The sequence below is a fragment of the Lysobacter sp. 05T417 genome (assembly GCF_056396405.1).
This window is the reverse complement of the sequence record NZ_JBFTLK010000006.1, coordinates 162,952-180,853: the sequence shown is the minus strand read 5'-3', so window position 1 is coordinate 180,853 and position 17,902 is coordinate 162,952. Positions and strand designations below refer to the sequence as shown.

Here is a 17,902-nt window from a genome sequence, read left to right as displayed (position 1 = left end):
GCCACGCCGTCATGCCCGCTCAGCGACCCGCGGCCTGGCGCTCGAACTTGATCGCGAACGTGTAGCGCGGCGCATAGCAGATGCGGTTCGGCGGGCGACCCACGTGCTTGATGGCACCGTCGAAGATCACCAGCCGGCCCGGGCGCGGCTGGATCGCCGCGGCGACTTCGTCCTGGGCGTCGAAGAACATCGTTTCGCCGCCCCACTCCAGGTCCCAGTTCTCGCACAGGTACCACAGTGCGGTCAGGTCGTGCTGGTCGGGCAGGCAATCGGTATGGGTGAAAAGCATGTCGCCGAACGACGCGACGTTGGTGTATGCGCGATACGGCCGATAGCCGAACGTCGCCGTGGTGAAGCCGAGCACGGCGCGCCGGGTGATGTCGAAGATCGGCTGCTGCAACAGGGCTTCGAGCTTCACCTCGGTGGCCCAGTGCTTGTGCTCGGCCGTCTCCGGCCGGGCAATTTCGGTGCGCGTGTACGCGGCCCGCGAGAGGCCACGCACGTAGTCGCCGACGTTGGGCAGGTGCCCGTCGAACACCCGCAGCGGGCGGCCGTCGATCAGCAGTTCACGACTGGCCGCGAGCGCGGCGGGATTATCGATCATGGAGTCCTCAGCCAGCCAGGTCCCGGGCGATGCGCTTGTGCTCGTCCTTGAGGGCCTGCGGCATGCGCGGGCCGTACTCGTCCAGGTACTCGCCGATGCTGTCGAACTCGGCCTGCCAACCGGCATGGTCGAAGCCGAACAGCTTGGCGCGGGCCTCATCGTTGAGGCTGATGCCATCGAGGTTGAGGTCGCCGTCGGCCGGCAGGTGGCCAATCGGCGTTTCGACCGAACCGGCCTCGCCCTTCACGCGCTGGATCATCCACTCCAGCACGCGCAGGTTGTCGCCGAAACCCGGCCACAGGAACTTGCCGTCGTCGCCCTTGCGGAACCAGTTGACGTGGAAGATCTTCGGCAGCTTCGCGTCGGCCTTGTCGAACGACAGCCAGTGGCTGAAGTAGTCGGCGAAGTTGTAGCCGCAGAACGGCTTCATCGCCATCGGGTCGCGGCGCATCACGCCGACCGCGCCAGTGGCGGCAGCGGTGGTCTCCGAACCCATCGCGGCACCGACGAGGACGCCGTGCGCCCAGTCGCGTGCTTCGAACACCAGCGGCACGAGCGATGCACGGCGGCCGCCAAAGACAATCGCGCTGATCGGCACGCCGGCCGGATTCTCGGCCTGCTCCGAGTAGCTCGGGCACTGCCTGGCGGACACGGTGAAGCGCGAGTTCGGATGCGCGGCCGGACCCTTGGCGGCGTCATACGGATTGCCGCGCCAGTCGGTGACCGGGGTCTGGCCGTTGTCGAGGCCTTCCCACCACGGCTGGTTGTCGGCGGTGACGCCAACGTTGGTGAAGATGGTGTCGTGCTGGATCGAGGCCAGCGCGTTCGGGTTCGACTTGTCCGAGGTGCCCGGAGCCACGCCGAAGAAGCCGGCTTCCGGGTTGATCGCGTACAGGCGGCCATCGGCGCCGGGACGCATCCAGCAGATGTCGTCGCCGACCGTCCACACCTTCCAGCCCTGGGCGCGGTAGCCCTCCGGCGGGATCAGCATGGCCAGGTTGGTCTTGCCGCAGGCCGACGGGAATGCAGCCGCCACGTAATGCGTCTCGCCCTGCGGGTTCTCCAGGCCGAGGATCAGCATGTGCTCGGCCAGCCAGCCTTCCGAACGGGCCTGGTGCGATGCGATGCGCAGGGCGTGGCATTTCTTGCCGAGCAGTGCGTTGCCGCCGTAGCCGGAGCCGAACGACTTGATCGTCAGTTCTTCCGGGAAATGCATGATGAAGCGGCGCTCGGGGTCGAGTTCGCCGATCGAGTGCAGGCCACGCACGAACACGCCGTCATGCAGCAGGCCTTCCTTCTCGATGCGCGCCAGTGCCGGCGCACCCATGCGGGTCATGATGCGCATGTTGGCGACCACGTACGGGCTGTCGGTGATCTCCACGCCGCAACGCGACAGCGGCGATTCGATCGGACCCATGCAGTACGGGATCACGTACATCGTACGGCCCTGCATGCAGCCGTCGAACAGCGCGTCCATCTGCTGGTGGCCGTCGGCCGGCGACATCCAGTGGTTGTTCGGGCCGGCGTCTTCCTGCTCGCTCGTGCACACGAAGGTCAGGTGCTCGACGCGGGCGACGTCGTCCGGGTGCGAGCGGTGCAGCCAGCTGTCGGGATGGGTCTGCTCGTTGAGCTTGACCAGCGTGCCGTCGGCCTGCATCTGCTTGATCAGCGCGGCATTCTCGGCGTCGCTGCCGTCGCACCAGACAATCGCGTCGGGCCGGGTCAGCGCGGCGACCTGGGCGACCCAGGCGTTCAGCGCCGCCAGCTTGCTGCCTTCGCTCCCCGGTGCAATGACAGGTTTCGAGACGTCGTGTGAAATCGCATTCATTTGCAAACATCCTCCAGCGGGGGCTGGGCTATCAAGAAGAAGGGATCAGCGTGGCCATCATGTGCTCGACATAGGCCTCGAATTCGTCGTGCTGCATGCGCGCCTGGTGCAACTGCAGGTTCAACTGCAGGAAGCCGACATAGGCGGCGTAGAGCAGGCGGGCGCGATGCTGGGCATCGGTGCGGGCCAGGCCGGCCTGGCGGAACGATGCGGTCAGGTAGTCGAGGCGGCGCTCGGAGACGCGCCCGATCACCGGCTGCACGGCCGGGTGGTCGAGCGCCTTGAGCAGCTCGGAATAGATGACGTGCGACTTGAACTCGTGCGCGACCAGGGTGAACAGCGCACGCAGGCGTTCACGCGGATCGGAAATGGGTTCGAGCTGGCCGAAGACGGTCTCCTGCTCGACCTTCTCCCAGCGCTCCAGCGCCGCGACCAGCAGGGCGTCGCGCGAGGGAAAGTGCCAGTAGAAGCTGCCCTTGGTCACCCCCAGCCGGCGCGCCAGCGGTTCGACCGCGACCGCGGCCACTCCCTGTTCGGCAATCAGGTCGAGCGCGGCCTGCGCCCAATCGTCTGCGCTGAGGCGGCCGGTTCGTTCACTGCCGGAGCCGCCATTGCGGGCTTGTCCGGGACGGTCCTGCTTGGGGTTCGCGGTCGAGCTCATGGCGACAAGTTTATCCATACGGCACCGCCGGGAACAGTATGCATTCTGTAAAGACACCGGGACGGCAAGGGCGCGGCGGGAAACACCGAGGTGACCGCGCGGGGGCCGCCGGGCCGCGACGGGCGGGTTACGCTCTGGTAAACGGCAAAACCGGACCTGTACCGCTGATCGTCCCTTCCGGCCCCGGCTTCCTTGACAGCGGCCCGGCAACCTTACCATACTCGGCCGTATGTTGAGCGTTTGATGCGGTTGCTTGAATGGCCGCTGCGCCCACACCCCGATGGTTGGCCTGCTTGCAGACCTTCAATTAGCCGCATCGCCGCTGGAGCGTTGTCATGAGTATTGCGATTCCTTTCATTGCCTTCCTGCTGGTCGGGGCCATCGCCGCTTATCACCGGCTGCGCCTGCCGGTGTGGGCGGCCTTGACCGCCACAGCGCTGGTGGCCTGCTGGCTGCTGGGCGCCAATGCCACCGCCACGCTGGTGGCCGCCTTCATCACCGCCCTCATCGCGGTGCCGCTGCTGCTGCCGCAGTTCCGTCTGCCGTTCATCACCAAGCCGCTGCTGGGCTTCTACACCAAGATCCTGCCGCCGCTGTCGGAAACCGAGCGCGTGGCGCTGGAAGCCGGCACGGTTGGCTTCGAAGGTGAGCTGTTCTCCGGCAAGCCCGACTGGAACGTGCTGCTGAGCCAGGCCAAGCCGACCCTCAGCGCCGACGAGCAGGCCTTCGTCGACGGCCCGACCGAAGAGCTGTGCCGGATGATCAACGACTGGGAGATCACCCACGTCCACGCGGACCTGCCGCCGCCGGTGTGGGATTTCATCAAGAAGAACAAGTTCTTCGGCATGATCGTGCCGAAGGAGTACGGCGGCCTGGGCTTCTCGGCGCTGGGCAACCACAAGGTCATCCAGAAGCTGGCCTCGATCTCCTCGGTGGTCAGCTCCACCGTCGGCGTGCCCAACTCGCTCGGCCCGGCCGAGCTGCTGATGCATTACGGCACGCAGGAACAGAAGGACCATTACCTGCCCCGCCTGGCCGATGGCCGTGAAGTGCCGTGCTTCGGCCTGACCGGTCCGTGGGCCGGCTCGGATGCGACCTCGATCCCGGACTACGGCATCGTCGCGATGGGCGAGTGGAACGGCGCGCGCGTGGTCGGCGTCAAGCTGACCTTCGACAAGCGCTACATCACCCTGGCGCCGGTGGCCACGCTCATTGGTCTTGCCTTCCGCATGTACGACCCGGAAGGGTTGATCGGCGACAAGAAGGACATCGGCATCACACTGGCGCTGCTGCCGCGCGACACCGACGGTGTCGAGATCGGGCGCCGCCACTTCCCGCTCAACTCACCGTTCCAGAACGGCCCCATCCACGGCCGCGAAGTATTCATCCCGCTCAGCCAGTTGATCGGTGGCGAAGCCTATGCCGGCAAGGGCTGGCAGATGCTGGTGGAGTGCCTGTCGATCGGACGCTCGATCACCCTGCCCTCCACCGCCAGCGGCGGCGCCAAGATGGCCGCGGTGGTGACTGGCGCCTACGCACGCATCCGCAAGCAGTTCGGCCTCTCGGTCGGCCGCTTCGAGGGCGTCGAGGAAGCGCTGGCGCGCCTGGCCGGCAACGCATTCGCTGCCAGCGCACTGGCCGAGGCCTCGGCCGCGGCGGTCGCACGCGGCGAACTGCCGGCCGTGCCTTCGACGATCTCCAAGTACCACTGCACCGAGATGGGCCGCCAGGCGGCACAGGACGCCATGGATATCCACGGCGGCAAGGGCATCATCCTGGGACCGAAGAACTACCTGGGCCGCGGCTGGCAGGCCTCGCCCATCGCGATCACGGTGGAGGGCGCCAACATCATGACGCGCTCGCTGATGATCTTCGGCCAGGGCGCGATCCTGTGCCATCCGTGGGTGCTCAAGGAGATGAAGGCCGCCACGCTGCCCGATCCCGAGGAGCGCCTGCGCGAGTTCGACAAGAACCTGTTCGGCCACATCGGCTTCGCCATCTCCAACGCCGTGCGCAGCTGGTGGTACGGTCTGGTCAACGCTCGCTTCGGCGCCGCTCCCGGCGATGGCTACACGCGCCGCTACTACCGCAAGCTCAACCGCTACTCGGCCGCGCTGGCGTTGATGGCCGATACCTCGATGCTGCTGCTGGGCGGCAAGCTCAAGTTCAAGGAATCGCTGTCCGGCCGACTGGGCGACGTGCTCAGCCACCTGTATATCGTCAGCGCGATGCTCAAGCGCTACGAGGACCAGGGCCGTCCGGTGTCCGACCAGCCGCTGCTGGCCTGGTCGGTGCACAACAGCGTGCACAAGATCGAGATCGCCTTCTCCGCGGCGCTGCGCAACTTCCCGATCCGTCCGGTCGGCTGGCTGCTGTGGCTGCTGGTGTTCCCGTGGGGCCGCCGCGCGCAGGCGCCGAGCGACCGCCTGGGCCACAAGACTGCATCCTTGCTGATGTCGCCGAACGAAGCACGCGATCGCCTCGCCGAAGGCATCTTCACCACGCCCGGCGAGAACAACCCGGCTGGCCGCATCAACAGCTACCTTCAGAAGGCGATCCTGGCCGAACCGGTGGAGCGCAAGTTCCTCAAGGCGCTCAAGAACAGCGACATCGAGGCGCACGATTTCGTCTCGCAGCTGGACGAGGGTGTGCGCGAAGGCTGGATCACCGCCGACGAGCGCCGCCAGCTGGAAGAGCTGCGCGAGATGACCATCGATACCATCAGTGTCGACGACTTCGACAGCGAAGAGCTGCGCTCGGCCGGCTACCGCAACCTGCAGCACGACAATCGCGCCGCCGCCTGAAACCATCGCAGCGGCAACGAATGAAGACCACGGCGGGCATGACCCGCCGTGGTCTTTTTCGCCACAAGGAACGCAACGACCATGGCCACGCCCATCCTCGCGCTGTACCGCCGCATCACCGGTTGGCCCGCCGGCCACTGGCTGTTCTCGCGTGCCATCTGCTTCAAGGCGCCCTACTTCGCCACCATCGCGCCGCGTTTCGTCGCGCTGGAGCCCGGCCGCTGCGAGGTGCGCATCCGCGACCGCCGCCGGGTCCACAACCACATCGGCACGGTGCATGCGATCGCGTTGTGCAACCTGGCCGAACTCAGCGCCGGGGTGATGACCGACGCGACCATCCCCGCCAGCATGCGCTGGATCCCCAAGGGCATGAGCGTCGAGTACCTGAAGAAGGCGACCGGCACGATGCACGGCGTGGCCACGCCGGACATGCCTGTGGTCGAATCGGCCAGCGGCTATGAGCTGCCTGTGAGCGTCGCGGTCAAGGACGACGCAGGCGAGGTCGTGTTCCGGGCGCGCATCATCATGTGGGTGTCGCCGCGCCGGGCGTCCGCCTAGCGGCGCACTGTCAAACGCGCACGACCAGGCCGGACCGCGAACGGCATCGGCCTGGAGGGCGCAGGGACCAGAGCGCTAGCCCTTCAGTCCAACGTTCATCTCGACGCGGCGATTCTTCGCCTGGTTTTCCTTGGTGTCATTGGCGACGAGCGGATTCTTCGGCCCGTACCAGAACAGCACCATGCGGCCGTGGTCGATGCCATGCTTTTCCGTCAGGTAATTGCCGACCATCTTCGCGCGGTCGCGGGAAAGGCGCTCGTTGTAGTCCCGGGTTCCGACGTTGTCGGTGTATCCGGCGATGACGGCGTAGGCCGTGGGCTTGTCCTTCATGAACGCGGCGACCTTGTCCAGTTCGACCTTGTCCTTGTCGGCGAGCGCGGTCTCGTTGAAGGCGAAGTTGATGTTGTCGACCTTGAGGCCGACCACCTTGGTGTCTGTCGTGGTGACGACCTGCTCGGTGACCTTGACGTCATAGAGTGCGCCGCTGGTGTACTCGGGATGGTTGAAGAAGTCGGCCAGCGGTATCACCCGCGAGCAGGCGTTGAGACTTTCCACATCCGTTGTCAGCGTGGCCTCCCTTGCCGGCTTCGCGCTGCTGACCACATAGAAGCAGACGTCGTATTCCTTGGCCAGCCGCTTGGCGATCTCGGCCGGATTCTGTCCGGTGTACTCCCCATCCCAGAACACGAATGCCGCCGTCCTGCCCGTCAGCGGCTTGAGGATGCCCTCGAGCTTTTCCAGGCCGGTGTTGAGCGGCGTGATGCCGCTGCCCTTGTCGCGTACCCCGGCCAGCGCCGCATCGACCTTTTCGCGGTCGTAGGGCTGCATGGGGTAGTTGTCCTGCCAGCCGGTGTAGGTATAGATGCCGACATTGAAGCCAAGGTCCGGGAAGTAGGAGTTGCGGTTCCTGAGTTCACTCTTGACGACCTGCACCACCGGCTTGCCGGTGTCGCCGAACTTGCGGTTCGTGGAGGACGACGTGTCGAGCAGGAAGACGGCGTTGTCGGCCACCTTCTCCAGCTGATCCTTCTTGACCACGTTGTTGACGATGTCTTCTTTCGTGATGATTTCCACGGCAAAGAGACTCGGCGCAACAATTCCGCCGAGAATCCCCACCATGGCCCCGGTCAAGACTATCGACGTGCGTTTCATTGCCCTTCTCCAAACCGCGGACCGCGCCCGCAAGGTCTGGGACAGTGGTCCCGGTGCCGTTCAGCAGCAGTGAAGCGCCGCGCGATGTGAGGGCGAACGGTGATGAGGCGATTGCGCAGCATCGGGCGAAGCTATGCGATGCAAGTCATTGCGGCCGTTCGCTATTGCACTTGAAGGCGGAGACACGGTTTCGGCAGAAACCCGGGCGCAGCAGGTCGATCGCGATGCGATCGCTTGCTGTTCAGGCCGATACCTGTCCGACAGACGGCAACAATATCCGGCCCGCGCGAAACTTCCGGCACTGGCGTGATTCATGCCGGCTTGTCGTGTCATCCAACGCTTTGTACCAGCGGAATACGGAACTCGCGGAGCGTCATGCCGCCCCGGGCTTTGTTGCGCGATGGACAACACCGGGTGTCCGGGACCGCGCCTTCCTTCACTGCGGCTGCCGCACTATGGTCCGGGATCACGCGCACACGACAGGAAACCGGACAATGAAGATCGTGGTAGCAGGCGGGCACGGCCTGGTCGGATCGAAGCTGGTCGCCAGATTGAAGCAGCGCGGCCACGACGTGTTCGCCGCCTCGCGAAGATCCGGCGTGGATACCGTGACCGGCGCGGGCCTGCAGGCGGCGCTGGACGGCGCGCATACCGTGATCGATGTGACCAACTCGCCCTCGTTCGACGAACCGGACGTGGGCGAATTCTTCCGTCGCTCCACCGGGCAATTGCTTGCGGCTGGCGCGCGCGCCGGCGTCTCCCACCACATCGCGCTCTCCGTCGTGGGAACGCAGCGACTGCAGAGCAGTCCTTACTTCCGCGCAAAAGACACGCAGGAACGGCTGGTGCGGTCATCGGATGTTCCCCACACCCTCGTACAGGCGACGCAGTTCTTCGAGTTCATGGCCAACATCATTCCACCGGGCAGCGGCAGGGACATCGTCCATCTTTCGCCGGCGCTGGTGCAGCCTGCCGCCGCCGATGATGTCGCCGAACGCCTGGCCGAACTGGTGGCGGAGCCGCCATCGAGCACCGTCATCGAGATCGCCGGCCCGGAAACCTACCGGCTGTGCGAACTCGTGCAATGGGTCATGTACAGCTACCAGGACGACCGGCCGGTGGTGGCAGACCCCCAGACGCGCTACTACGACGCAATCCTGGATGACCACACGCTCACACCCGGACCCGGGGCGCTGCTGGCGCCTCTGCATTTCAGGGACTGGCTCGATGGCTACCTCAACGGCGGCGTCGAGATACCGCACGTCCATCATCCGAACCCGATGACAAGCAGCCGATAGCACCTGGCCGCGGAAGAATTTACGCGACGCTTACGCATGCAACCTTGGCAGACATAGAGGGTTTACGTGCATCCGATGGAGACTGCTGGCTGGTCACAACGGAGCACACGATGTCCATCGCCATCATATCCGCGCCGCAAGGTGCACGCGTCGGCGCGCACGGCCTGCCCAGCACTGCCGATCTCGGTGTTCGACGGCATCCGCGCGGGCATGATCGCCAACCGTTCGCAGTTGTTCCTCGACATCCCCAGCGGCCCGTTCTTCGGCTACAACCGCCCTGGCGCGACGCCGTCGCAAGGCGTCATCAACGCCTGGTGGATGCAGGGCATGATGGGCGGGCACAAGAACACCTACGACTCGATCAAGGCCTTCTCCGAGACGGACTTCCGTGACGACCTGAAGAAGTTCGACGTGCCGACCCTGATCATCCACGGCTCCGACGACCAGATCGTTCCCATTGACGCCGCCGGACGCGCTTCGGCCAAGTTGATCAAGGACAGCAAACTGATCGTCTACGAAGGTGCGCCGCACGGCATCACCGACACCCACAAGGAACGGCTCAATGCCGACCTGCTGGCATTCGTGAAAGCCTGACCCTGCCAACCGGCGGGAGGTTGCCATGCTGAACATGAGTGCTTTCGGAATGTTCCACACCGCCATCGCCCTGGTGGCGGTGGTGGCCGGCATCATCGCGATCGTTCGCTACGGGGAGATCGGTACCGGCACGCGTTCGGGGCTGACCTACGTGCTCTTCACCGTGGCGACCTGCATCACCGGGCTTTTCATCTTCCACCACGGCGGCTTCGGGCCTCCGCATGTGCTGTCGATCATCACGCTGGTCGTGCTGGCCATTGCTTATTGGGCCGAGCGTCGCCCCGGCCATGCCGGCCTGCCGCGCTACGTGGCGGTGATGGGCTACTCGCTGACGCTGTTCTTCCATCTCCACGCTGAAAATGCTGGTGGGCGTCGGCTTCCTGGTGTACCTGGCTGGAGCTGCGGTGCAGGCCATCCGCATCCGTCGCTCGCGTCGCGTGCTCGCTCCGGCTTGACCCGGCTCGCGCTCAGGCCTGCCCGCCAATGGCGAGCACGATGTTGCCCATCACGCGGCCCGATTCCACTGCCTCATGCGCCTGCGCGGTCTCCTCGAGCGGCAGGCGCAGGGCGATGGCGTGTTGCAGGGCATCGGTTCCTGCCCACTGGTGCAACCGTTTGATGGCACCGGCGCGATCGGCATCCGACAGGTTGTAGACGATGAAGAACGACAAGCGCACGCTCTTCAGGATCGCAGGTACGAACGGCACCGCGATCTCGCCCGCACCGCTACCGTAGACCACGATCCGCCCTTCGGGCGCCAGCATGGCGAAGTCGCGTTCGACGTTGGCGGCAAAGTCGACCTCGATGATGCAATCGACGCCGTGTCCGCGGGTCTCCTCGGCAACGCGCGCCACCAGGTCCTCGTTGCGATAGTCGATCACCGCGTGGGCGCCTGCCGCGCGCGCATGTTCGGCCTTCGCGGCGGAGCTGACCGTGGCGATGACGTGGCTGGCGCCTGCCAGGCGCGCCATCTGCACGGCGTAGTGGCCAACCGCGCCGGCACCGCCTGCAACCAGCACGCGCTTGCCGGCAACACCGCCATCGACGCCGATGGCGTGGCAGGCAGTGAGTGCGGGAATCCCGAAGCAGGCGCCGACATCGAGCGCGATGCCGTCGGGCAATTTCACCGCTTGCGCTGCCGGCACCACGATCCATTCGGCAGCGGTGCCGTCGGCACGGCCCCATGCTCCGTTCCAGATCCATACGCGCTCGCCCAGTCGATGGGCGGGCACGCCATCGCCGATGGCGTCGACGATCCCGGCGCCATCGCTGTGCGGAATGACCTGCGGATAAGCGAGCGCGCTCGAACGCGCACCGGCTCGCGCCTTCACATCCGACGGGTTGACGCCGGACCAGGCGATGCGGACGCGGACTTCGCCCGCGCCGGGTTCGGGCCGGTCTTTTTCGATGATGGCGAGCACGTCCCTTGCGGGACCGGTGCGGGAATAAGCGGCAGCGCGCATGGCAGGTTCCAGCGGCTTCCGGGGGCGAAGCCGAGCGTGGAGGTTACGCCTGCCGCGGCCACAGCCACCAGCCTCACGGCCGGAACGCTGGGGCGGCATCGGCGCGATTGCAAAGGCGCGCGCCGTGCCGGACTGCGGCTCAGTGGCCTGCTGATGATCCCGCCGTGGCGTCGTAGATCACCCGTCCATCGCGAACCGTCATGCGCACGTCGCCGTAGGCATCGGCCGTTCGCTGCGGATCCGAACCGAGCACCACCAGGTCGCCGGCGTAGCCTACTGCCAGCCGACCGCGCTGCGAGGATTGACCGAAGCGCTGTGCCGGCGCCGTGGTCAGGCTGGCGAGAATCTGCCGCCAGTCCATTCCCGCCGCGCTCATCAACTTGTACTCAAGATGCGTGTCGTAGACATCGGTGAAGCCGGCGTCGGTTCCGAACAGGACCTGGCCACCGCCCTGGACCATCGCCCTGACCTGCTGCTGCGCGTTGCTGACGAAGCGTTGCACGACTGTCTCGGGCACGCCTTCGTGGCGCAGCTCCGAATCGAACAACGTCAGCGTCGGCACCAGGGCCACGTCGTCGGCCTTCAGGCGCGCAACGAATTCCGGTGACCACTCGCCCGACTCCGGCGCCGGGTGCGCCAGCACGTCGACGCCACTTTCGATTGCCACGTCCAGGCCCGCCTTGTCGGTCGGATGGGCGAAGGCGGGTTTGCCGTGCGCATGCGCCTCGGCGACCGTGGCGGCGGCGATGTCCTTCGACATCGGCACCACGCCCTGCGGCGGGCCGACGATGGCGCCGGTGAACAGTTTCACGCCATCGGCGCCTGCCTCGATCTGCGCGGCAGCACGCGCGCGCGCTTGCGCGACGGAGGCCACCTCGCCACTGGGAGTCTTCGTCTGCTGCCACAGCTCGCGCACATAGATCGGCGTGCCGTGCTCGGGGAAGAAGGGCATGTCGACCGTCAGCAGCTGGGGGCCAACGACTTGGCCGCGGACCATGCGCGCGCGAAGGGCGCGCACGTCGCCTGGCAGCGATCCGGTATCGAACAGCGTGGTGAAGCCCCAGCGGCTGAAGCGTTCGCGCAATGCATCCGTCAGGGCCGCTGCGGCCTGCTCGTCGGGTGCATGGAAAGGCGGCTGTATCAGATGGATGTGGCTGTTCCAGAATCCGGCTGTGACGATGCGACCGCGAGCATCGATGACGCGCACACCGGCAGGGAGCTTCACGCTGCTGCGCGGGCCTATCGCGGCGACCCGGCCATCGCGGATCCATACCGTCCCATCCTCGATCGGCGCCGCCTCCGGCGTGGGATACACCCGCGCACCCACCACGGCCAGGTCCTGCGCGGCAGCAGTGGTCCCTACGAGCATGAGTGCGACGCCGGCGATGGCGCGCAGCGTCTGGCAGACAATCGGCATGGTGGCATCCCCTGAGGAGTGACTATCGTGTGTGCGGCGGACGTTGCGGGTAAGCGCCGGAAGTCAGGGTGCCACGCAATGGTTGCTGGTTTGCGGGCGACGCGAGGAAAGTGAGTCCCCTTCTCGCCCAACCCTGACCCAACCCATGGCTCGCCTGTCGCGCTGACCTGGGGCACCTCGCGTGGCCGCCGGGCTCACCGGAATTGACACATTTCGATATTTCCATGATTATGGAAATATGAAGACCGACACTGCACTCAGCGCCCTTGGCGCCTTGAGCCATGAGTCCCGACTTGCCGCGTTCCGTGAACTGGTACAGGCCGGGCCGGATGGCTTGCCCGTTGGCGAGTTGCGCGACCGGCTCGGCCTTCCGGCCGCAACGCTGACGGCCCAGCTCAACATCCTCAGGAATGCCGCACTGGTCCATGACCAGCGCGAAGGCCGCGTCATCCGCGTCCGCGCGAACTACCTGCAGATGAATGCCCTTGTCGCGTATCTCACCGAGAACTGCTGCGGCGGAACTGCCACCTGCAAACCTGTCGCCGCATGCACGCCACGAAAGAAGGGAGCTTCGCAATGAACCGGTTCCACGTGCACCTCAACGTAGTCGATCTTGCCAGCAGCATCCGCTTCTACTCCACGCTGTTCGCCATCGAGCCAACCGTCGTCAAACCTGACTACGCCAAGTGGATGCTCGAAGACCCTCGCGTCAATTTCGCCATTTCCAACACAGGGCGACCGGCCGGCATCGACCATCTCGGCATCCAGGTCGACAGCAACGAGCATCTGGCCCAACTCGGCCAACGACTGGTGGCAGCCGGCAGCAGCGCCGTCCCGGAAGATGCCACGACCTGCTGTTACGCGCAGTCGGACAAGATGTGGACCGCAGACCCGCAGGGCACGCGCTGGGAGACGTTCCGCACGTTCGGCGATGCGGTGACCTACTTCGCCGCCGATCGCGCGTGCTCCACCGATGGCGCCGCCTGCGGCACGGACAAGCTTCAGGTCGAGCCAGCAATGGCATCGCCCTGTTGCAGCCCCAAAGCCAGTTGCTGCTGAGGCTGCGATGGAGATTCGCCATCTCATCCCGGTCGAGGAGCCGCACGTCAGGGCACTGCTTTTGGAGGCGGCCCTCCCGGTGGAGGACCTGCCCGAGGCCGAGGTGCATTTCCTCGTTGCCACCGATCGTGGCCAGACGGTCGGCGCGGTCGGTCTGGAGGTGTTCGCAACCGTCGGACTGCTGCGCTCGCTGGTTGTCCGCGCGGATGCCCGCGGCGGCGGCATCGGAGGCGGGCTGGTCGATGCACTGGAGGCGCATGCTCGCGGTCGCGGACTCACTCAACTGGTGTTGCTCACACAAACCGCCGAGGCGTTCTTTGCGGATCGCGGATTTCGCGTCATCGATCGCCAGGCAGCGCCAGACGCCGTGAAAGCCGGTACGGAGTTCCGCTCCGTGTGCCCCGCCTCCGCAACCTGCATGACCAAACCACTGACCTGACTGCTCCCATGAAACGTGTCCTGTTCGTCTGTATCGAAAACTCCAACCGCAGCCAGATGGCCGAGGCCTTCGCCCACATCCACGGCGGCACCCAGGTCGAGGCGCTCAGCGCCGGTTCGAAACCGTCCGGGCAAATCAACCCGAAGGCGATCCGCTTCATGTCGGAGCTGGGCTACGACCTGACCACGCATGCCTCGAAATCGCTCGACGACATCAGCGGCGAGTTCGATGCCGTCATCACCATGGGCTGCGGCGACAGCTGCCCCTGGGTGCCCTCACGGCGTCGGGAAGACTGGGGGCTGGCCGATCCGAAACACATGGACGATGAGGGCTATCGCGGCGTGCGCGACGAGATCTCCGCGCGGGTGAAAGCATTGCTGGCGCAGTTGTGATTCCGTTGTCGCGCAGGCTCCTGGCCGAGTTCGTCGGAACCGCGCTGCTGCTGGCGGCCGTGGTCGGCTCCGGCATCATGGGCGACAAGCTCGCCGGCGGAAACGACGCGGTTGCGCTGCTGGCCAACGCCGCTGCGACGGCGGGCGCGTTGTACGTCCTGATCGTCCTGTTCGCGCCGATCTCCGGCGCCCACTTCAACCCGGTCGTCACACTGGCCATGCGCCTGCGCGGAGAGCTCGGCACACGGGACGCTGTCGGTTACGTAATGGCGCAGGTGCTGGCAGCGGTAGCAGGCGTGTTGCTGGCGCATGCGATGTTTGGCCTGCCGCTGCTGCAGTCTGGTACGCACGTGCGCAGTGGCCCGCCGCAATGGGGCAGCGAAGCGGTTGCCACGTTCGGCCTGCTGCTGACCATCCTGGTCGGAGCGCGACATCGCCCGGCTGCGCTGCCGGCACTGGTGGCCAGCTACATTTTCGCCGCGTACTGGTTCACCGCCAGCACGTCATTCGCCAACCCGGCTGTCACGGTGGCGCGCGCACTGACCGATACGTTCGCGGGCATCCGACCCGCGGACACCCCGGGATTCATTCTTGCGCAACTGGCGGGGATGGGGGTCGCGCTCGCCGTCTCGCGGGCACTGCTGATGCCGGCACGCGAGAGCGGCGCTCGTTAAACGCGCGCGTGGTCAGGCCGCGTCCTGGGCTCGATGGTAGGCCACCAGCGCATTCGCGTGCCCATGCCCGAGCTTGTGCTCGGCCTTGAGGAACGCCACGGCCTCCATGTGCTTGTTGTCCTTCATCGGATCCAGCAGCTTCAGCCAGTAGCTGACGGGCTTGCCGTAGGTCTTCTCGATCGACGGAAAGTACGACGCCGGACCCTTCGCCTTTTGATCTGCTGCCATGCATTTATCTCCTTGTGGGTGCTAAGCCGAGCCGGGAATCGGCTTCGGCCCGATCGACTGCCGGGCAATCGACCGCCGGCGCCAGAGGACTGCTGCGTTCGATAGTGGAATGGCGACCGCGAGCAGGCCAACCAGCAAAGCCACCGGTTCCAACTCGCCTCCGCGGACCAGGAAGAACGTCTGCGCGGCCCTGTAGCCAGCGACACCGGCAAGCAGCTGGTATGTGCACAGGAGGACGTAGAGCCGCGGGCCTGCCGGGAACCATCGATGCGGCAGCAGCAGCACGGCGCCGAACAGGAATGGCGGCAGGCTGGAAGCGACCCGGGCACCAAGGGACGGCATCGCGTCGGAGTGCGGGATCAGCCCGGCAATGTCAGCGACGGTAGTTGTGACGAGAAACAGGCCCGCGAGCAGGCCCAGGTACCGGATGAGCATGGCAAGTTGCCGCATGGGTCAGAAGTCCGCCAATCGTCTGGATGCTCCCAAGGGTAATGGAAGTCTCCGCACATGCGTGGGGAGTCCCCGCCGCCTCACTGCGTCAGCTCCCGCAACCGGCGCTCGAGAAACCGCCGCTGCGGCGCCTGCTGCGTCAGCTCCAGCGCGCGGTTGTACGAGACCCGCGCCTCATCGGTTCGCCCGAGCCGGCGGCACAGGTCGGCGTGTGCCGAGTGCGCCAGCGGATACCGCTGCAGCTCACCACGTTCCAGCAGCGTCTCCACGAGGGCCAGTCCGGCGGCCGGTCCATCGCGCATCGCCACTGCTGCAGCGCGGTTGAGCTCGACCACCGGCGAGGGGTCGGCGCGCAGCAGCAGGTCGTACAGGGCGACGATCTGTCCCCAGTCGGTCGCTTCGGCGCGGGCGGCGCCTGCGTGCACCGCCGCGATCGATGCCTGCAGGCCGTAAGGTCCAAACCGGCGCGACACCCAGATCCGCTGCACCAGCGCCAGGCCTTCGGCGATCAGCTGGCGGTCCCAGAGGCTTCGGTCCTGATCGTCGAGCAGCACCACGTCGCCGTCCGCGGTCGCGCGCGCCGGTCGCCGCGATTCGTGCAGCAGCATCAGCGCCAGCAGGCCCAGCGTCTCCGGATCGGGCAGCAGCTCAACCAGCAATCGTGCAAGGCGGACCGCCTCGCTGCAGAGATCATGGCGCGTCAGCGACTGGCCCGAAGTGGCGGCGTAGCCCTCGTTGAACACCAGGTAGACGACCTGCAGCACGACGTCCAGACGCTGCGGCAATTCGTCGCGTGCCGGCACCTGGTAGGGAATGCGCGCCTGGCGGATCTTCGACTTGGCGCGAACGATGCGCTGGGCCACGGTCGGCGCGGTGATCAGGAAGGCGCGCGCGATCTCCTCGGTGGTCAGGTCGCAGACTTCGCGCAGCGTCAGGGCGATCTGCGCATCGGCCGACAGCGCCGGGTGGCAGCAGGTGAACACCAGGCGCAGGCGGTCGTCCACGACGTGCTCATCGTCGCCAGCGTCGTCGCTTGCCTCGCTATAGAGACGGTCGGCGATCTGCGTCAGCGAGGCATCGAAGCGCGCGCGCCGGCGCAGGCTGTCGATCGCCTTGAAGCGTCCGGCCGATACCAGCCAGGCGCGCGGCTGCTCCGGGACACCCTGCTCCGGCCACTGTTCGATGGCGGCACGAAAGGCCTCGTGCAATGCCTCCTCGGCGAGATCGAAGTCGCCGAGGAGGCGGATCAGCGTGGCCAGCACGCGCCGCGATTCGCGCCGGTAGACGGCGTCGAGCTGGCTGCGGATCGGATCGACCGTGCCCTGGTTCACCGGACGCTACCGATCGAACTCCATCACCGGTCGCACTTCGATGCTGCCCAGGCGCGCGGACGGGATGCGGGCGGCGATGCGGATGGCTTCGTCGAGGTCGCGTGCCTCGATCAGGAAGAAGCCGCCCAGCTGCTCCTTGGTCTCCACGTACGGGCCGTCGGTGGTTGATATGCGGCCATTGCGGACGCGCACCACCGTGGCGGTGCTGACCGGCTGCAGGGCCTGTCCTCCGAGCAGGTGGCCGCTCTCGCCCAACTCGTTGCTGAGGGCAAAGTACTCGCCGACGATGGCATCGACCTCGGTCTTGGGCATGGCGTCGAAGAGCTTCTCGTCGTCGTAGATCAGGCAGGCATATTTCACGGTGGGCTCCTGGAATGGGGTGCGCGGTGGCGCGGGATGGGCGAGCGGTGGCTCGCCTTCACAATCTGGTCGTCCGGGGGTGGCGGGATTCGACAGTCCCTCTCGACTTCGGCCTGCGGCCACGCTCAGGACGAACGGTGGTGCCTTCGACTTCGGCCTGCGGCCTACGCTCAGGACGAACGGTGGTGCCTTCGACTACGCTCAGGACGAACGGTGGGGTGGGCCGCGTCGTCTCAGCCCAGCCACAGCGCCGCGATCGACGCCAGCGCCGGCAGCGCCTGCACGAAGAAGATCCGGCGATTGACCGTGGCCGCGCCGTACGCGCCGGCCACCACCACGCAGCCAAGGAAGAACAGGGCCACGTCGCTGCGCTGACCGGTCAGCGCCCACATCAGGCCGGCGGCCAGGAAGCCGTTGTACAGGCCCTGATTGGCGGCAAGCACTTTCGACTGCTCGGCCTTCTCGCGCGACTGGCGGAAGACCTTCAGGCCGTAGGGTTTCGTCCACAGGAACATCTCCAGCACCAGGAAGCCCAGGTGCAGCAGGGCCACCAGCGCGATCAACACCACTGCAAGCACGGACATGCCGCT

Annotated in this window: 19 protein-coding genes and 1 pseudogene; 9 read left to right on the top strand and 11 right to left on the bottom strand. The window is 66.3% G+C overall.

Annotated features, from left to right (window positions below; translation table 11 throughout):
* Positions 1-19: 19 nt before the first annotated feature.
* From AC1DER_RS12820 to AC1DER_RS12810, 3 genes are read right to left on the bottom strand one after another with little or no spacing between them, the layout of a single operon-like run.
* A complete protein-coding gene (locus tag AC1DER_RS12820) occupies positions 20-604 on the bottom strand; it encodes a 2OG-Fe(II) oxygenase (protein ID WP_441817172.1) in 585 nt (194 codons plus the stop codon).
* Positions 605-611: 7 nt separating this feature from the next.
* Positions 612-2,432 (bottom strand): phosphoenolpyruvate carboxykinase (GTP), encoded by a 1,821-nt coding sequence (locus AC1DER_RS12815; RefSeq protein WP_477243499.1) that lies wholly within the window; start codon positions 2,430-2,432, stop codon positions 612-614.
* Positions 2,433-2,463: 31 nt separating this feature from the next.
* Complete coding sequence (locus AC1DER_RS12810) at positions 2,464-3,093, bottom strand: TetR/AcrR family transcriptional regulator (RefSeq protein ID WP_441817170.1); 630 nt, start codon at positions 3,091-3,093, stop codon at positions 2,464-2,466.
* A 335-nt stretch (positions 3,094-3,428) separates the two neighbouring features.
* Here AC1DER_RS12810 and AC1DER_RS12805 point away from each other — a divergent pair, with 335 nt between their 5' ends.
* A complete protein-coding gene (locus AC1DER_RS12805) occupies positions 3,429-5,897 on the top strand; it encodes an acyl-CoA dehydrogenase (RefSeq protein WP_477243501.1) in 2,469 nt (822 codons plus the stop codon).
* Between the two features lie 81 nt (positions 5,898-5,978).
* Complete coding sequence (locus tag AC1DER_RS12800; RefSeq protein ID WP_477243503.1) at positions 5,979-6,455, top strand: hotdog fold domain-containing protein; 477 nt, start codon at positions 5,979-5,981, stop codon at positions 6,453-6,455.
* 75 nt (positions 6,456-6,530) lie between these two features.
* Here the strand turns inward: AC1DER_RS12800 and AC1DER_RS12795 are convergent, their stop codons facing one another.
* Positions 6,531-7,529, bottom strand: coding sequence for an OmpA family protein (locus AC1DER_RS12795; RefSeq protein WP_477243505.1), 999 nt, complete (start codon positions 7,527-7,529; stop codon positions 6,531-6,533).
* Between the two features lie 572 nt (positions 7,530-8,101).
* Here AC1DER_RS12795 and AC1DER_RS12790 point away from each other — a divergent pair.
* Positions 8,102-8,905: an SDR family oxidoreductase gene (locus tag AC1DER_RS12790; RefSeq protein WP_477243507.1), complete on the top strand. Its 804-nt coding sequence runs from the start codon at positions 8,102-8,104 to the stop codon at positions 8,903-8,905.
* 174 nt (positions 8,906-9,079) lie between these two features.
* Positions 9,080-9,499: pseudogene (locus AC1DER_RS12785) on the top strand (alpha/beta fold hydrolase); the annotation flags it as partial.
* Between the two features lie 467 nt (positions 9,500-9,966).
* On the opposite strand, the gene AC1DER_RS12780 reads toward AC1DER_RS12785, so the two are convergent.
* Both AC1DER_RS12780 and AC1DER_RS12775 read right to left on the bottom strand, forming a co-directional pair.
* On the bottom strand, positions 9,967-10,962 hold the full coding sequence (locus AC1DER_RS12780; RefSeq protein WP_477243509.1) for an NADPH:quinone reductase: 996 nt from the start codon (positions 10,960-10,962) through the stop codon (positions 9,967-9,969).
* 139 nt (positions 10,963-11,101) lie between these two features.
* Positions 11,102-12,379, bottom strand: a complete 1,278-nt coding sequence (locus tag AC1DER_RS12775; protein WP_477243511.1) for an amidohydrolase family protein — start codon at positions 12,377-12,379, stop codon at positions 11,102-11,104.
* Positions 12,380-12,617: 238 nt separating this feature from the next.
* On the opposite strand from AC1DER_RS12775, the gene AC1DER_RS12770 reads away from it, so the two are divergent.
* From AC1DER_RS12770 to AC1DER_RS12750, 5 genes are read left to right on the top strand one after another with little or no spacing between them, the layout of a single operon-like run.
* Entirely contained in the window at positions 12,618-12,959 is a 342-nt protein-coding gene (locus AC1DER_RS12770; RefSeq protein ID WP_477243513.1) for an ArsR/SmtB family transcription factor, read from the top strand.
* Positions 12,956-13,438, top strand: coding sequence for an ArsI/CadI family heavy metal resistance metalloenzyme (locus tag AC1DER_RS12765; RefSeq protein ID WP_477243515.1), 483 nt, complete (start codon positions 12,956-12,958; stop codon positions 13,436-13,438). The genes AC1DER_RS12770 and AC1DER_RS12765 overlap by 4 nt, the downstream gene beginning before the upstream one ends.
* 7 nt (positions 13,439-13,445) lie before the next feature.
* On the top strand, positions 13,446-13,877 hold the full coding sequence (arsN2, locus tag AC1DER_RS12760) for an arsenic resistance N-acetyltransferase ArsN2 (protein WP_477243517.1): 432 nt from the start codon (positions 13,446-13,448) through the stop codon (positions 13,875-13,877).
* Positions 13,878-13,885: 8 nt separating this feature from the next.
* Entirely contained in the window at positions 13,886-14,269 is a 384-nt protein-coding gene (locus AC1DER_RS12755; protein ID WP_477358021.1) for an arsenate reductase ArsC, read from the top strand.
* Positions 14,270-14,274: 5 nt separating this feature from the next.
* Positions 14,275-14,943, top strand: a complete 669-nt coding sequence (locus tag AC1DER_RS12750) for an aquaporin (protein WP_477243521.1) — start codon at positions 14,275-14,277, stop codon at positions 14,941-14,943.
* A 12-nt stretch (positions 14,944-14,955) separates the two neighbouring features.
* Here the strand turns inward: AC1DER_RS12750 and AC1DER_RS12745 are convergent, their stop codons facing one another.
* The 5 genes from AC1DER_RS12745 to AC1DER_RS12725 form a co-directional block, all read right to left on the bottom strand.
* A complete protein-coding gene (locus AC1DER_RS12745) occupies positions 14,956-15,171 on the bottom strand; it encodes a DUF4287 domain-containing protein (RefSeq protein ID WP_477243523.1) in 216 nt (71 codons plus the stop codon).
* A 21-nt stretch (positions 15,172-15,192) separates the two neighbouring features.
* Positions 15,193-15,621 (bottom strand): hypothetical protein, encoded by a 429-nt coding sequence (locus AC1DER_RS12740; protein ID WP_441817155.1) that lies wholly within the window; start codon positions 15,619-15,621, stop codon positions 15,193-15,195.
* Positions 15,622-15,701: 80 nt separating this feature from the next.
* Complete coding sequence (locus tag AC1DER_RS12735) at positions 15,702-16,952, bottom strand: RNA polymerase sigma factor (RefSeq protein ID WP_477243526.1); 1,251 nt, start codon at positions 16,950-16,952, stop codon at positions 15,702-15,704.
* Positions 16,953-16,958: 6 nt separating this feature from the next.
* Positions 16,959-17,312 carry a YciI family protein gene (locus AC1DER_RS12730; RefSeq protein ID WP_441817153.1) on the bottom strand — a complete coding sequence of 118 codons (354 nt, stop codon included), beginning with the start codon at positions 17,310-17,312 and terminating at the stop codon, positions 16,959-16,961.
* Between the two features lie 233 nt (positions 17,313-17,545).
* Positions 17,546-17,896 carry a DUF1304 domain-containing protein gene (locus AC1DER_RS12725; RefSeq protein ID WP_441817152.1) on the bottom strand — a complete coding sequence of 117 codons (351 nt, stop codon included), beginning with the start codon at positions 17,894-17,896 and terminating at the stop codon, positions 17,546-17,548.
* Positions 17,897-17,902 lie beyond the last annotated feature (6 nt).

Coding starts and splice junctions, on each gene's coding strand:
- AC1DER_RS12740 (WP_441817155.1), bottom strand. CDS start 15,621: ATGCGGCAACTTGCCATGCTCATCCGGTACCTGGGCCTGCTCGCGGGC.
- AC1DER_RS12790 (WP_477243507.1), top strand. CDS start 8,102: ATGAAGATCGTGGTAGCAGGCGGGCACGGCCTGGTCGGATCGAAGCTG.
- AC1DER_RS12780 (WP_477243509.1), bottom strand. CDS start 10,962: ATGCGCGCTGCCGCTTATTCCCGCACCGGTCCCGCAAGGGACGTGCTC.
- AC1DER_RS12820 (WP_441817172.1), bottom strand. CDS start 604: ATGATCGATAATCCCGCCGCGCTCGCGGCCAGTCGTGAACTGCTGATC.
- AC1DER_RS12770 (WP_477243513.1), top strand. CDS start 12,618: ATGAAGACCGACACTGCACTCAGCGCCCTTGGCGCCTTGAGCCATGAG.
- AC1DER_RS12765 (WP_477243515.1), top strand. CDS start 12,956: ATGAACCGGTTCCACGTGCACCTCAACGTAGTCGATCTTGCCAGCAGC.
- AC1DER_RS12800 (WP_477243503.1), top strand. CDS start 5,979: ATGGCCACGCCCATCCTCGCGCTGTACCGCCGCATCACCGGTTGGCCC.
- AC1DER_RS12815 (WP_477243499.1), bottom strand. CDS start 2,432: ATGAATGCGATTTCACACGACGTCTCGAAACCTGTCATTGCACCGGGG.
- AC1DER_RS12805 (WP_477243501.1), top strand. CDS start 3,429: ATGAGTATTGCGATTCCTTTCATTGCCTTCCTGCTGGTCGGGGCCATC.
- AC1DER_RS12745 (WP_477243523.1), bottom strand. CDS start 15,171: ATGGCAGCAGATCAAAAGGCGAAGGGTCCGGCGTCGTACTTTCCGTCG.
- AC1DER_RS12755 (WP_477358021.1), top strand. CDS start 13,886: ATGAAACGTGTCCTGTTCGTCTGTATCGAAAACTCCAACCGCAGCCAG.
- arsN2 (WP_477243517.1), top strand. CDS start 13,446: ATGGAGATTCGCCATCTCATCCCGGTCGAGGAGCCGCACGTCAGGGCA.
- AC1DER_RS12725 (WP_441817152.1), bottom strand. CDS start 17,896: ATGTCCGTGCTTGCAGTGGTGTTGATCGCGCTGGTGGCCCTGCTGCAC.
- AC1DER_RS12775 (WP_477243511.1), bottom strand. CDS start 12,379: ATGCCGATTGTCTGCCAGACGCTGCGCGCCATCGCCGGCGTCGCACTC.
- AC1DER_RS12810 (WP_441817170.1), bottom strand. CDS start 3,093: ATGAGCTCGACCGCGAACCCCAAGCAGGACCGTCCCGGACAAGCCCGC.